The sequence below is a fragment of the Labrys sp. ALF-8 genome (assembly GCF_059699065.1).
In genome coordinates this window covers 1174340-1187737 of the sequence record NZ_AP048538.1, presented here as the reverse complement: position 1 = coordinate 1187737, position 13398 = coordinate 1174340, and the positions used below count along the sequence as shown (strand labels likewise).

The 13398-nt window shown below is 63.6% G+C and carries 13 protein-coding genes and 1 tRNA gene; 13 read left to right on the top strand and 1 reads right to left on the bottom strand.

The window, feature by feature from the left end; all coding sequences use genetic code 11:
* Positions 1 to 114 precede the first annotated feature (114 nt).
* Positions 115 to 1440, top strand: a complete 1326-nt coding sequence (locus AC6H34_RS25445; RefSeq protein ID WP_448147733.1) for a homoserine dehydrogenase — start codon at positions 115 to 117, stop codon at positions 1438 to 1440.
* Positions 1441 to 1473: 33 nt separating this feature from the next.
* The gene (gene glpX / locus AC6H34_RS25440; RefSeq protein WP_448147732.1) at positions 1474 to 2472 is read left to right on the top strand and encodes a class II fructose-bisphosphatase; all 999 of its coding nucleotides are present in this window, start codon (positions 1474 to 1476) and stop codon (positions 2470 to 2472) included.
* A gap of 45 nt (positions 2473 to 2517) precedes the next feature.
* Here glpX and AC6H34_RS25435 read toward each other — a convergent pair whose 3' ends face one another.
* The gene (locus tag AC6H34_RS25435; RefSeq protein ID WP_497540636.1) at positions 2518 to 3591 is read right to left on the bottom strand and encodes a class I SAM-dependent methyltransferase; all 1074 of its coding nucleotides are present in this window, start codon (positions 3589 to 3591) and stop codon (positions 2518 to 2520) included.
* Between the two features lie 397 nt (positions 3592 to 3988).
* Here AC6H34_RS25435 and AC6H34_RS25430 point away from each other — a divergent pair, with 397 nt between their 5' ends.
* From AC6H34_RS25430 to nuoF, 11 genes are all read left to right on the top strand, one after another.
* Entirely contained in the window at positions 3989 to 4795 is an 807-nt protein-coding gene (locus AC6H34_RS25430) for a glycosyltransferase family 2 protein (protein ID WP_497540635.1), read from the top strand.
* Positions 4796 to 4871: 76 nt separating this feature from the next.
* A complete protein-coding gene (locus tag AC6H34_RS25425; RefSeq protein WP_448147729.1) occupies positions 4872 to 5063 on the top strand; it encodes a DUF4089 domain-containing protein in 192 nt (63 codons plus the stop codon).
* Entirely contained in the window at positions 5060 to 6478 is a 1419-nt protein-coding gene (locus AC6H34_RS25420; RefSeq protein WP_497540634.1) for an AtzE family amidohydrolase, read from the top strand. Before AC6H34_RS25425 ends, AC6H34_RS25420 begins: the two co-directional genes overlap by 4 nt.
* Before the next feature lie 28 nt (positions 6479 to 6506).
* Positions 6507 to 7187, top strand: a complete 681-nt coding sequence (locus AC6H34_RS25415; protein WP_497540633.1) for a COG3904 family protein — start codon at positions 6507 to 6509, stop codon at positions 7185 to 7187.
* Between the two features lie 93 nt (positions 7188 to 7280).
* Positions 7281 to 7357: transfer RNA gene (locus tag AC6H34_RS25410), tRNA-Asp, on the top strand.
* 515 nt (positions 7358 to 7872) lie between these two features.
* Positions 7873 to 8238: an NADH-quinone oxidoreductase subunit A gene (locus AC6H34_RS25405; RefSeq protein ID WP_448147726.1), complete on the top strand. Its 366-nt coding sequence runs from the start codon at positions 7873 to 7875 to the stop codon at positions 8236 to 8238.
* A complete protein-coding gene (locus AC6H34_RS25400; RefSeq protein WP_448147725.1) occupies positions 8229 to 8816 on the top strand; it encodes a NuoB/complex I 20 kDa subunit family protein in 588 nt (195 codons plus the stop codon). The genes AC6H34_RS25405 and AC6H34_RS25400 overlap by 10 nt, the downstream gene beginning before the upstream one ends.
* 11 nt (positions 8817 to 8827) lie before the next feature.
* Positions 8828 to 9439: an NADH-quinone oxidoreductase subunit C gene (locus AC6H34_RS25395; protein WP_497540632.1), complete on the top strand. Its 612-nt coding sequence runs from the start codon at positions 8828 to 8830 to the stop codon at positions 9437 to 9439.
* A gap of 53 nt (positions 9440 to 9492) precedes the next feature.
* Positions 9493 to 10680, top strand: coding sequence for an NADH-quinone oxidoreductase subunit D (locus AC6H34_RS25390; protein ID WP_448147723.1), 1188 nt, complete (start codon positions 9493 to 9495; stop codon positions 10678 to 10680).
* A 62-nt stretch (positions 10681 to 10742) separates the two neighbouring features.
* Entirely contained in the window at positions 10743 to 11912 is a 1170-nt protein-coding gene (gene nuoE, locus AC6H34_RS25385) for an NADH-quinone oxidoreductase subunit NuoE (protein ID WP_497540631.1), read from the top strand.
* 77 nt (positions 11913 to 11989) lie between these two features.
* Positions 11990 to 13291 (top strand): NADH-quinone oxidoreductase subunit NuoF, encoded by a 1302-nt coding sequence (gene nuoF, locus AC6H34_RS25380; protein WP_448147721.1) that lies wholly within the window; start codon positions 11990 to 11992, stop codon positions 13289 to 13291.
* Positions 13292 to 13398 lie beyond the last annotated feature (107 nt).

Here is a 13398-nt window from a genome sequence, read left to right as displayed (position 1 = left end):
CGAGGGGCTCTTCCTGCCAGGCTGGAAAGTTCATCGCGAGAAATCAGCGCTGCGGTGACTTGATCCCAGCCTCGCGGCATTGCACAAGAGCGCACCTTCACTTTCGGACTGACTATGGCTGATCCTCTCAAAATCGGTATCGCCGGCCTCGGCACTGTCGGCGCCGCCACAATCCATCTTCTCGATCGTCGGGCCAACGCGCTGGCCGCCAGTTGCGGCCGCGCCATCGCGGTAACGGCGGTATCGGCCCGCAATCGCAGCCGCGACCGCGGCCTGCCGCTGGAGCGTTACCGCTGGTTCGACAATCCGGTCGAACTTGCCCGCGATCCCGACGTCGACGTTTTCGTCGAACTGATGGGTGGCGAGGAGGGAGCGGCGCATGAGGCCGTGAAGGCGGCGCTCGATGCCGGAAAGCCCGTCATCACGGCCAACAAGGCATTGCTTGCTCGCCATGGCGTCGACCTGGCCCGCCGTGCGGAAAAGGCGGGCGTCGCACTCAACTTCGAAGCTGCTGTGGCCGGCGGCGTGCCGATCATCAAGACGCTTCGAGAGGCCCTGATCGGCAATAATATCGACCGCGTCTACGGTATCCTCAATGGTACCTGCAATTACATCCTCACCAAGATGGAAGCCGAGGGCCTTTCCTTCGATGCCTGCCTGAAGGAGGCGCAGCGCCTCGGCTATGCCGAAGCCGATCCAACCTTCGATATCGGTGGCTTCGATACTGCCCACAAGCTGGCCATCCTGACGAGCCTCGCCTTCGGTACTCAGGTCAACGCCGATGCCATCCATGTCGAGGGCATCGAGCGCATCACTACGGAAGATCTCGTCGCGGCCGATGAACTCGGCTACCGCATCAAGCTGCTGGGTGTTGCCACCCGGACGGAGGCGGGCGTGGAGCAGCGCGTGCATCCGACCATGGTCCCGAAATCGACGCCGATCGCGCAGGTCGACGGCGTCACCAACGCGGTCGCGGTGGACGCCGACGCCGTCCCGGAACTGACCCTCGTGGGGCCGGGCGCCGGCGGCGAGGCAACGGCCTCGGCCGTGGTCGGCGACATTGCCGATGTCGCCCGCGGACGCGTCCTGGCTCCTTTCGGCCGCAGAAGCAGCGATCTGGAAGCTTTGGCATCCGCTGCCATGCAGGCCCACAAGGGGGGCTATTACGTCCGTCTGTCGGTCGCCGACCGGCCAGGCGCCGCTGCCGGCATCGCCACCCGCATGGCGGAGCGGGGGATCTCGCTGGAGTCGATCGTGCAGAAGCATCGTGGCGGCCGGGTCTTCGGGGGAGACGACCCGAGCAAGGTCGCAGGTGCCGTTCCTGTCGTACTGATCACCTACGCAACGACCGAGGCGGACATTCGTGACGCGCTCGATGCGATGGTGTCCGACGGCTACATCGTCGAGACACCCCAACTGATCCGGATCGAGCGGGAATAGGGCTCGTCCAAGGCACAAATATCGGAGGAAGCGATGTCGGAGATTATTCAGGTCAAGCCAACGGATGTCATCGAGCGCATCCTCTCCCTCGAACTCGTGCGCGTCACCGAGCGCGCGGCGGTGGCTTCCGCGCTGCTGCGCGGGCGGGGCGACGAGAAGGCGGCGGACAAGGCCGCCGTCGATGCCATGCGGCGCGAACTCAACAAGATGCCGATCGACGGCACCGTCGTCATCGGCGAGGGCGAGCGCGACGAGGCGCCGATGCTGTTCATCGGCGAGCGGGTCGGCAACGGCCTCGGCCCGAAGGTCGACATTGCCGTCGATCCGCTCGAAGGCACCACGCTCTGCGCCAAGGACATGCCTGGCTCGATCGCCGTGATGGCCATGGCCTCGGCGGGCTCGCTGCTCAACGCTCCCGATGTCTACATGGACAAGATCGCCATCGGTCCGGGCTATCCGCAGGGTGTGGTCGATCTCGATGCCACCGTGGAAGAGAATCTCCACGCCCTCGCGAAGGCGAAAGGTGTCAAGCCGCGCGAGTTGACGGCCCTGGTGCTGGATCGTCCCCGCCACGCGCCGATCATCGACGCGATCCGCAAGGTTGGAGCTTCCATCCGCGTGATTACGGACGGCGACGTTGCCGGCGTGATCTTCACGACCAACCCGCTCGACACGGGAATCGACATCTATCTCGGCATCGGCGGTGCACCGGAAGGCGTTTTGGCGGCGGCAGCCCTGCGCTGCGTCGGCGGCCAGATGCAGGGGCGCCTCATTCTCGACACCGAGGCGAAGCGGGAACGAGCCCTGAAGATGGGCGTTACCGATCCCAACAAGAAATATCGGATGGAGGAACTCGCTTCGGGCGACGTCATCGTGGCGGCCACCGGAGTCACCGATGGCGCCTTGCTGCAGGGCGTGAAGTTCCGTGGCTCCGTGATCACGACGGAGACCGTGATCTACCGGTCGCTCAACGGCACCGTTCGCCGCATTCATGGCGAGCATCGTCAGATGTCGAAGTTCAACCTGGACTGAGGAAGCGCGCGCTCCCTCCAGGGGAGCGCCATCTCCGCATCTTGTTCAGAGCCTTGCCTCGAGGATGAGGTTGAAGGGGGTCTCCGTGGCGCGGCGGAAGCGGGAGAAACCGGCTTCCGCCGCGACCTTGCGCAGACGGGCCTCGCCGGCCTGGGCGCCAAGGGCCAGGCCGACTTCCTGGTCGAGCGACGCCGGCGTGCAGATCACGGTTGAGGCAGCATAGTACACCCGTCCGACCGGCGTGAGGTTGTCCTCCAGGCTGTCGTTGGCGAAAGGCTCCACCAGCATGCAGGTACCGTCCTGCGCCATGATGCTGCGTATGTGGCGCAGCGCGCCCACCGGGTCGCCCATGTCGTGCAGGCAGTCGAAGAAGCAGACGAGATCATAGCGATGGGCCGGTACGGTCTTTGCCGTGCTCACCTCGAACGTCACTCGATCGGCCATGCCTGCCTCCTTGGCCGCACGGCGGGCATCCTCGATCGATTCCTCGTGATAGTCGAAGCCGTAGAATTTCGACTTCGGGAACGCCTGGGCCATGATCATGGTGGAAACGCCGTGGCCGCAGCCGACATCGGCGACGATGGCGCCCTGCTCGAGCTTTTCCACCACGCCTTCCAACGCCGGCAGCCACTCCTGGACGAGGTGGTGACGATAACCGGTGCGGAAGAAGCGCGCGGTGCCGCAGAACAGGCATTTGCTGCGCCTGTTCCAACCCACGCCCCTGCCGGTTCTGAAGGCCTCGGAGATGGCCGGCTCGTCCAGCATGGTCGCCGCCACCAGATCCCCGACGGCCCCGAGAAAGACCGGACTGTCAGCATCGGCGAAGACGGCTGCCTGCTCGGGTTCCATGGAGAACTTCCCGTTCGCCGCGTCGTAGATGATGTAGCCGGAGGCTGCCTGGGCCGAAAGCCATTCCCGGATATAGCGTTCGGCCGTGCCGGTTTTCGCGGCAAGCTCGCCCGAGGTCATCGGGCCATGCGTGGCGAGGGATTTGTAGAGGCCGAGCTTGTCGCCGATGAGAAGGAGCGACGCATTCATCGCGGCGCCCACGTCATTGAGCATCTTGCCCATGAAGGTATTGAGCTTGTCGGGATTTATGGTCTGCGCAGTAGCGTTCATCGTCCGATCCTCGTCTTGTGATTGAACTGGCAGGAAGCGGGTCGATCGGGCGCGATCCTTTGGCTGAAGGCCTCGCGGTCCGGGACATCGCGGAAAGTTTGGTTGCTCATTCGGTGGCCTCGACGGCCGTTCAGACGGGAGAGAGGGTGTGCGGCCTTGCCTGGCAAGAACCGCGGAGCCCCAATCCGGCACGAGCGATGCGAAGCCCTGAAGAGCGACCTGCCCGCGGCGTTGCGAGGGGGGCACGAACCGGCCCGATACATCGCCACATTACAGGAAAGCACAGGCCGTCGCCCTTGCCCAAAGGACGTAAGCCGAAAGGGATGACACACCTGCCGGTTTCCTCTAGGGCGATGTCAGGCTGGCCATTTCGGAGCGGTTCGATTAGATCACGCGCATGTCAACGCCGAAATTCAACGCCGTGCCCCCAAGTCCGCTGCCGCTGTCCGTCTTCATCATCACCTTCAACGAGGCCGACCGCATCGGGCCTACGATCGAGGCTGTCCGCGACCTCACCGACGATCTCATCGTGGTCGATTCCGGCTCGACGGACGGCACGCAGGAGATCGCTGCACGGCTCGGCGCTCGTGTCATCCACAACAACTGGCCGGGCTACGGTCCGCAGAAGCGCTTTGCCGAAGACCAGTGCCGGCATAACTGGATCCTGAACGTCGATGCGGACGAGGTCGTCTCGCCTCGTCTTGCCGCCTCGATAAGAGCCGCATTCGCGGGAAGCGGGCCGGTCGCCGACGGCTACGAGACCACGATCGCCGAGATCTTTCCGGGTGAGCGGGAACCTCACCCCTGGGGACACACGCTCTCGCCGGTGCGGCTCTACAGGCTCGACCGCGGCCGCTACGCCGAATCGACCGTGCATGACCGGGTTCATTTCACCGGTACGCCCCGCATCGAGCGGCTCAAGGGCAAGATCCACCATTTCTCCGTGCGTTCCCTTGGCGATGAGATCGCGAAGCTGAACTCCTACACCGAACAGCAGGCTGAAGATCTCGATTCGCGCGGCAAGACGCTCAACTCCTGGCGGATCCTGACCGAATTTCCCCTGAACTTCCTCAAGGCCTACATTGGCCGCCGGCATTTCGTGCGGGGGCTCTACGGCATCGCCACCGCCACGAACTACGCATATTTCCGTTTCCTGCGCCTCGCCAAGCACATGGAGAGGCGGCGAATCCGCAAGCTCCACTGACAGTCTCAACATGGGGCTTGTCATCGTGCGGGGAAGGGGGGACAGTCCTCTGGTCATCCTGCTAGGGGGCTGCCACATGGGCGACAAACCGGACTTCGATGCGCTGGCTGTGATCGACGCGGTCGGGCCGATGATCGCGATCCCGATCGCCCCGGAATACCGGGAGGGCGTGGCGCTCAATCTCAAGATCACCGCCGGGTTTGCCGAGATCGTGCTCGGCTTCCATCTGGACGACGCCAATCAACCGGCGCCGGTGTTCGAAGCATGACCGGCCTTCTCGACGCCGGCTGCTCGCCCAGCCTTGGGATCCTGGAAATTTCGATGAGCGTGCGCAGTGGGCGCTTCACTGCAAGGGCGATGGTCGAGCACGCGCTGGTTCGCATCCGGAAATTCGACGGTAGAATAGGGGCTTTCACCGCGATTCTGGCGGAGCGCGCTTTGGCCAAGGCCGATGCCATCGACGCGCGCCATGCCGCAGGCAAGCCGGTCGGTGCCCTCGCCGGCGTGCCCTTCGCCGTGAAGAACCTCTACGATATCGAAGGCGTCGTCACGCTAGCCGGCTCCAAGATCAACCGGAGCAACCAGCAGGCCGCGCGCGACGCCACGCTGATCGAGCGCCTGGAAGGGCAGGGAGCCATCTGTCTCGGCGCTCTCAACATGGGCGAGTACGCCTACGACTTCACGGGCGAGAACGTGCATGACGGTCCCTCCCGCAATCCTCACGATCTCGACCACATGGCCGGTGGTTCGTCGAGCGGTTCGGCCAGCGCGGTCGCAGCCGGCTTCGTGCCTCTGACGCTCGGGACAGACACCAATGGTTCGATTCGCGTACCGTCCTCGCTTTGCGGGTTGTTCGGCCTGAAGCCGACCTTCGGACGGCTGAGCAGAGCGCGATCCTTCCCGTTCGTCGCGAGCCTCGACCACATGGGCCCGCTGGCGCGTTCGACCCGCGATCTCGCCCTCGCCTACGATGTCATGCAAGGGCCGGACCCCGACGATCCCACACTCGCCGAACGTCCCGCGCAGCCCACCCTGTTCGAACTTGGCCGGGGTGTCGAAGGCCTCCGCATTGCCGTCGCGGACGAGTATTTCGCGCAATCGGCCAATGCCGATGTGCTGGAGGCTGTGCGCCGCTGTGCAAAGGTCCTGGATGCCACTGAGGTAGTCACGGTGCCGCAAGCAGCGGTGGCCCGCGCTGCGGCCTTCCTGATTACCACGACGGAAGGAGGGGCCCTCCACCGCGAGCGCCTGCAAACCCGAGCGCAGGATTTCGATCCCGCCGTACGGGACAGGCTAATCGCTGGAAACATGGTGCCGGCGACGTGGGTGGCCCAGGCGCACAGGTTCCGTCAGTGGTTCAAGGGGGAGATGCATCGCATCTTCGAGCGAATCGACATCATCCTCGCTCCGGCTACCCCCTGCCGGGCGCCGAAGCTCGGCCAGACCATGATGGACGTCGGCGGCAAGTCGCTGCCGGTGCGCGCCAATCTGGGGCTGTTCACCCAACCGATCTCCTTCATCGGGCTGCCGGTCGTCACCGTTCCGCTCTGGAGCGAAAGCGAGAAGCTGCCCATCGGCGTCCAGGTGATCGCGCCGGCCTGGCGCGAGGATCTTGCCTTGCGTGCTGCATGGGCGCTGGAGACGGCGGGCGTTGCGCGCGCTCCCGTCGCGAATCTCGATTAGCGCCGGGAACTGCCAGCCAAGGGAACGCATGCTGTCTTCCGTTTTACGCATGTTCGGCGTGGCCTCGCTTGCCGCTGTGGTCCTTTGTGGACCTTCACCGATTGCGGCACACGCCGCGGCCATGGACTTCGAGACGTTGGACCTTTCCCCGGGAGGCAGATGCAAGGCTCGCCGCTGCCCGATCGTCATGGTCGCGGCCGGAGAGATCACGCCGGGAACCACGCAACGATTCATCACGTTCGTCCAACAGGCGGCGCGCCAGGGCGCGAACGACGTGCTCATCATCGATTCGCCGGGAGGCCGTCTCGTCGAGAGCCTGAATCTGGGTCTGGTGCTGCGCAAATTGAGGACCAGCGTCTTCGTCGGCCGGGCGGTCACCTCGAATGGCGAGAACTTCGTGGTGAATGGCTCATGCATGTCGGCCTGCGTCTACATGTTGATGGGCGGTGCCAGGCGATTCGTGACGGTGGAGTCGCGCTTGGGAGTGCATCGGGAATTTCTGCCGAACAGCTCGGGCAGCGATCCTCTGTCCGTCCTGCGCAGCACCCAGCGATTCCCGGAGGCCACCATGGTGCTGCGAGCTTATTCCCGGTGGATGGGGGTGAGCCCGGCTCTGATCGACCTTGCCGAGCAATATGGCGTCGGTGGCATCCGGATTCTGACACCGCAGGACATCGTTCGCTTTCGGCTCGCAAAAATTGCGAAATGAATTTTGGGGGCGGGGCGAATTCGGCTTGACACTGCGCATGCCGGCACATAAACACCGCGCCACGCCAGCACGGTTCGCCGCCGCTGACGGGACGGGGGAGTAGCTCAGTTGGTTAGAGCGTCGGCCTGTCACGCCGAAGGTCGCGGGTTCAAGTCCCGTCTCTCTCGCCATTATGTGACCAAAAAGCCAGCCTTCGGGCTGGCTTTTGCATTTCGGGCCTCGCCGATCCCGTTGCTGGAAATCGGGTGTGGACCCAAGGCCGGTATTTGCCTTGAGCCCCCGGCGGGTACCATCGGCGGAAGCCGGGCGGAATAACCGGGGCGTCGTATTCCAGGCGTTTTTTGCAGGTGCAGCACGGCTGACAGCTATTCCAGGGCGTGTCTTGCCCGCGTCTTCACGCAAAAGTGGGTATGCGCCTTCATCATGCCAGAATTGCCGGATTGTTTGCCGCATTGCGGTAGGAATCTCCTGGCTGGAACGCTTCCAAGCTTGCGCCTCCCATGGCCGTGGTTTAAGGCTCGCTGCAGGTTGTCCATGACCATGCGCGAGGGAGCTTTTCCAAAGCGTTACGGCGGGGCAGCCGGTATGATCGCCGCTTTCGACGCGGCATCATGCCCGTATCGTCCAAACCGTGGCAGCCAGCGCTCCAGGCGCCCCCGGCCAGCCACAGCCAGGGTTCGTTCCGATGGACAATCTTCTCGCCGGCTATCTGCCGCTCATCATCTTTATCGGGGTCTCGGCCGTGATCGGCCTGGCGCTTCTGGTGGCGCCCTTCATCGTGGCCTTCCAGCGCCCGGACCCGGAGAAGCTCTCGGCTTATGAGTGCGGATTCAATGCCTTCGACGACGCACGCATGAAGTTCGACGTGCGCTTCTATTTGCTGTCGATCCTCTTCGTCGTCTTCGATCTGGAAGTGGCGTTTCTGTTTCCCTGGGCCATCACCTTCAAGGATCTGGGGCCCGTCGGCTTCATTTCGATGATGATTTTCCTCGCCGAACTCGTCCTCGGCTATGTCTATGTCTGGAAGAAGGGCGCTCTCGAATGGGATTGAACCTCAATTCTGCCGGCGGAACGCTGGTTGCGCCGGCGCCCAAAGGCATTATCGACCCGAATACCGGCAAGCCGGTCGGCTCGACGGACCCGTTCTTCGTCAACATCAACAATGAACTGGCCGATCGCGGCTTCCTGGTGACCACCGCCGACAACCTCATCAACTGGGCTCGCACGGGCTCGCTGATGTGGATGACCTTCGGTCTCGCCTGCTGCGCGGTGGAGATGATGCAGGTCTCCATGCCGCGCTATGACGTCGAGCGCTTCGGCTTCGCCCCGCGCGCCTCACCGCGTCAGTCGGACGTGATGATCGTCGCTGGCACGCTGACCAACAAGATGGCGCCGGCCCTGCGCAAGGTCTACGACCAGATGCCGGAGCCCCGCTACGTTATTTCCATGGGTTCCTGTGCGAACGGTGGCGGCTACTATCACTACTCCTACGCGGTGGTTCGCGGCTGTGATCGCATCGTCCCGGTCGACATCTACGTTCCTGGCTGCCCGCCCACGGCCGAAGCGTTGCTGTATGGTGTGCTGCTGCTGCAGAAGAAGATCCGCCGCACCGGCACGATCGAGCGTTGAGCGGAGCTGACATGGCTACTTCAGAAGTTCTGCAATCGATCGGCGAAGCCCTGCAGGCGGCCTTCCCCGAAGGCGTTACCGGCGTGGTGCATGCCTATGGCGAACTGACGGTCACCACCGATCCAGACAACGTCCTTGCCGTGCTCAAGCGCCTGCGCGACGACGCCGGTTCGCGCTTCGTATCGATCATCGACGTGTGCGGCGCCGACTATCCGGCCCGAGAGAAGCGTTTCGACGTCGTCTATCACCTGCTGTCGCCGACGAAGAACGTCCGCATCCGCGTCAAGGTCGAGACGGACGAGGCAACGCCCGTTCCCTCCGCTACCGGGCTGTTCCAGGGGGCGCTGTGGTTCGAGCGCGAGGCCTACGACCTCTATGGCATTCTCTTCACTGGCCATCCCGACCTGCGCCGGCTGCTGACGGACTATGGTTTCGACGGTCATCCCCTCCGCAAGGACTTCCCGCTCACCGGTTTCGTCGAGGTACGCTGGGACGACGAGGCCAAGCGCGTGGTCTATGAACCGGTGCGCCTCAACCAGGAATTCCGCAACTTCGACTTCCTCTCTCCCTGGGAAGGCACCGACTACGTGCTGCCCGGTGACGAGAAGGCGAAGGCCGGCTGATTGCTTATCGTGCCGACCACGAGTTTGGCCAGTTGGACAAGTTTGGGAACGAGATGAACGACCAACCGCACCTGCGTAATTTCGCCATCAATTTCGGGCCGCAGCATCCGGCGGCCCACGGTGTGTTGCGCCTCGTCATGGAGCTGGACGGCGAAGTGGTCGAGCGCGTCGATCCGCATATCGGCCTGCTGCATCGCGGCACCGAGAAGCTGATCGAGGCCAAGACCTTCATGCAGGCGATCCCTTACTTCGATCGCCTCGACTACGTCGCCCCGATGAACCAGGAGCATGCCTATTGCCTGGCCATCGAGCGCCTGCTGGGCATCGAGGTTCCCAAGCGCGGCCAGCTCATCCGCGTGCTGTACTCGGAAATCGGCCGCCTGCTCTCGCATCTCCTGAACGTCACCACGCAGGCCATGGACGTCGGTGCGCTGACGCCGCCGCTATGGGGCTTCGAGGAACGCGAAAAGCTCATGATCTTCTATGAGCGCGCGTCCGGCAGCCGCATGCACGCCGCCTTCTTCCGCGCCGGAGGCGTCCACCAGGACCTGCCGCCTGAGCTGATCGATGACATCGAAGCCTTCTGCGATCCGTTCCTGAAGGTGTGCGACGACCTCGAGGGCCTGCTCACCGACAACCGCATCTTCAAGCAGCGCAATGTCGACATTGGCTTCGTCAGCCTGGAGGACGCGTGGTCCTGGGGCTATTCGGGTGTGATGGTGCGAGGCTCGGGCGCGGCCTGGGACCTTCGCAAGTCGCAACCCTATGAATGCTATGCCGAACTAGACTTCGATATCCCGATCGGCAAGAACGGCGATAATTTCGACCGCTACTGCATCCGCATGGAAGAGATGCGGCAGTCGATCCGCATCATGAAGCAGTGCTGCGCCCTGCTTCGCAGTACATCCGGACCGGTCTCGACGGCGGACAACAAGGTGGTGCCGCCCAAGCGCGGCGAGATGAAGCGTTCGATGGAAGCCCTCATCCACCACTTCAAGCTCTACACCGAAGGCTACCATGTCCCTGAGGGCGAGGTTTACGCCGCGGTGGAAGCACCCAAGGGCGAGTTCGGCGTCTATCTCGTCTCCGATGGCGGGAACAAACCCTATCGCTGCAAGATCCGCGCGCCGGGCTTTGCCCATCTTCAGTCGATGGACTGGCTGTGCCGGGGCTACATGCTGGCCGACGTGTCGGCCATTCTCGGCTCGCTCGATATCGTGTTCGGCGAAGTCGATCGTTGATTTGATGTGTACGTTGCGGCCGAGTCTCTTTCGGTCGCGGGACAGGAAAGAGGATAGAGCGCATGTCCGTTCGCAGGCTCGCGCCCCAGGAACTCCAGCCGGCAAGCTTTGCCTTCACGCCGGAGAACGAGGCCTGGATCGATCAGCAGATCGCCAAGTACCCGCCCGGGCGACAGGCCTCCGCCGTGATTCCGCTGCTCTGGAAGGCGCAGGAACAGGCCGGCGGCTGGGTTTCCCAGGCGGCGATCGAGGTGATTGCGGCGCGCCTCGGCATGGCCAAGATCCGGGTCCTGGAAATTGCGACCTTCTACACGATGTTCGCGCTCGAGCCGGTCGGGAAGTATTTCATCCAGCTCTGCGGAACGACGCCATGCCAATTGCGGGGCGCCGAGGCTCTCAAGGACGTTGTGCGCAAGCGCATCGGACCGCAGAGCCACGTCACGGAAGACGGCAATTTCTCATGGCTGGAAGTCGAGTGCCTGGGTGCGTGCTGCAATGCGCCGATGGTGCAGATCAATGCCGATTTCTATGAGGATCTTACCCCGGAGAGCCTCAACAGGCTCCTGGACGACCTCGCAGCCGGCAAGGAAGTGAAGCCCGGCCCGCAGAACGGCCGCTTCTCGTCCGAGCCGGAAGGCGGTGCCCGTACGCTCACCGATCCCTCGCTCTACGACGGCTCGGTCATCGGCTCCTGGAAGAAGCGCTTCGAGGAAGAGAAGGCCAAGCAGGAGGCCGCCAAGGCCGCTGCAGCCGAAGCGGCAAAGGCCGCGCCGGCTGCAGCACCTGCCGCTGCCGCTCCAGTACCTGCCGCCGCTGCGCCGGTGCCTGCCAAGCCAGCGCCCGCTCCGACCGCCGCTCCCGCTCCGACCGCCGCTCCCGCTCCGACCGCCGCTCCCGCGCCGGTCGCTGCTGCCCCGGCGAAGGCGGAGCCGGCTGCTGCGCCCGTGTCCGACGAGCACAAGCCCGCCTTTCTGACGGCGGCGCGCGAAGGCGGCCCGGACGATCTGAAACTGATCTATGGCGTTGGTCCCAAGCTGGAGGAAGTGCTGCACCAGATGGGGATCTATCACTTCGATCAGATCGCTGCCTGGAACATGAACAACCTCGCCTGGGTCGACCAGAATCTCGGTGCCTTCAAGGGCAGGGCGATCCGGGATGAGTGGATCGAACAGGCCAAGAAGCTTGCTACCGGCTGGCGGCCCGAAAAGCCGACCGGCGACAAACCGGATTGAGAGTGGGGAGGGGCGGCCTTCCGGGCCGGTCTTTCATCCAGATATTGTTATGAAGTTCCTTTACCGACAGGTTCGCCATGCTTGCTGATCGCGACCGCATCTTTACCAATCTCTACGGCCTCCAGTCGCCGGGGCTCCAGGCCGCCATCAAGCGCGGCTCATGGGACGGCACGAAGCAGATCCTGGAGATGGGCCAGGACTGGATCATCAACGAGATGAAGGCGTCCGGTTTGCGCGGGCGCGGCGGAGCAGGCTTTCCCACCGGCCTCAAGTGGTCCTTCATGCCGAAGAAGTCGGATGGCCGGCCGAGCTATCTGGTCGTCAATGCCGACGAGTCCGAACCAGGCACCTGCAAGGACCGCGAAATCATGCGGCATGACCCGCATCATCTGGTGGAAGGATGCCTGATCGCCTCCTTCGCGATGAATGCGCATGCCTGTTACATCTACATTCGCGGCGAATATATCCGCGAGCGCGAGGCCCTTCAGCGCGCAGTCGACGAAGCCTATGAGGCCGGCCTGATCGGCAAGGGCAACAAGCATGGCTGGGATTTCGATCTCTACGTGCATCACGGCGCGGGCGCCTATATCTGCGGCGAGGAAACGGCTCTGCTCGAGAGCCTCGAGGGCAAGAAGGGAATGCCGCGCATGAAGCCGCCATTCCCGGCCAATATGGGCCTCTATGGCTGCCCGACCACCGTCAACAACGTCGAATCGATCGCCGTGGCCCCCACCATCCTGCGCCGTGGCGCCGGTTGGTTCTCCTCGATCGGCAATCCGAACAATGTGGGTACCAAGCTCTTCTGCATCTCGGGCCATGTGAATACGCCCTGCAATGTCGAAGAAGCGATGGGTATCACCTTCCGGGAGCTTATCGAGCGCCATGCCGGCGGCATCCGCGGTGGGTGGGACAACCTGAAGGCCGTGATCCCCGGCGGTTCGTCGGTTCGCATGGTCCCGGCCGAGCAGATCATCGACACGCCGATGGAGTTCGACTCGCTGTCGAAGCTCCGTTCGGGTCTGGGTACCGCCGCCGTGATCGTGATGGACAAATCCACCGACGTCGTGGCGACCATTGCCCGCCTTTCCTATTTCTACAAGCACGAGAGTTGCGGCCAGTGCACCCCTTGCCGCGAGGGCACGGGATGGATGTGGCGGGTGCTGACCCGCATGGCCGAAGGCCGCGCCCAGAAGCGCGAGATCGACATGCTGCTCGATGTTACCAAGCAGGTCGAGGGGCACACCATCTGCGCCCTCGGCGACGCCGCCGCCTGGCCGATTCAGGGTCTCATCACGCATTTCCGTCATGAGATCGAAGCCAAGATCGACCAGTATGCCGCCAATCCGCATTCGGATCCGGTGCTGCAGGCGGCCGAGTAGTTTTTCCGGCGCGTGCCGGTCGAAGAAGTTTTGCCGGGAATGGTGGTCCATTTCCGGCAGGTCACAGCGCCGAATTTTCGCACCGCAACAGTTGATCGCGGCGCGGA

What these genes read in the sequence shown, in the direction of transcription:
- AC6H34_RS25405 (WP_448147726.1), top strand. Translation starts at nt 7,873, where the DNA reads ATGGACAATCTTCTCGCCGGCTATCTGCCGCTCATCATCTTTATCGGG.
- AC6H34_RS25400 (WP_448147725.1), top strand. Translation starts at nt 8,229, where the DNA reads ATGGGATTGAACCTCAATTCTGCCGGCGGAACGCTGGTTGCGCCGGCG.
- AC6H34_RS25430 (WP_497540635.1), top strand. Translation starts at nt 3,989, where the DNA reads ATGTCAACGCCGAAATTCAACGCCGTGCCCCCAAGTCCGCTGCCGCTG.
- glpX (WP_448147732.1), top strand. Translation starts at nt 1,474, where the DNA reads ATGTCGGAGATTATTCAGGTCAAGCCAACGGATGTCATCGAGCGCATC.
- AC6H34_RS25425 (WP_448147729.1), top strand. Translation starts at nt 4,872, where the DNA reads ATGGGCGACAAACCGGACTTCGATGCGCTGGCTGTGATCGACGCGGTC.
- AC6H34_RS25445 (WP_448147733.1), top strand. Translation starts at nt 115, where the DNA reads ATGGCTGATCCTCTCAAAATCGGTATCGCCGGCCTCGGCACTGTCGGC.
- AC6H34_RS25435 (WP_497540636.1), bottom strand. Translation starts at nt 3,591, where the DNA reads ATGAACGCTACTGCGCAGACCATAAATCCCGACAAGCTCAATACCTTC.
- AC6H34_RS25395 (WP_497540632.1), top strand. Translation starts at nt 8,828, where the DNA reads ATGGCTACTTCAGAAGTTCTGCAATCGATCGGCGAAGCCCTGCAGGCG.
- nuoE (WP_497540631.1), top strand. Translation starts at nt 10,743, where the DNA reads ATGTCCGTTCGCAGGCTCGCGCCCCAGGAACTCCAGCCGGCAAGCTTT.
- AC6H34_RS25415 (WP_497540633.1), top strand. Translation starts at nt 6,507, where the DNA reads ATGCTGTCTTCCGTTTTACGCATGTTCGGCGTGGCCTCGCTTGCCGCT.
- AC6H34_RS25390 (WP_448147723.1), top strand. Translation starts at nt 9,493, where the DNA reads ATGAACGACCAACCGCACCTGCGTAATTTCGCCATCAATTTCGGGCCG.
- AC6H34_RS25420 (WP_497540634.1), top strand. Translation starts at nt 5,060, where the DNA reads ATGACCGGCCTTCTCGACGCCGGCTGCTCGCCCAGCCTTGGGATCCTG.
- nuoF (WP_448147721.1), top strand. Translation starts at nt 11,990, where the DNA reads ATGCTTGCTGATCGCGACCGCATCTTTACCAATCTCTACGGCCTCCAG.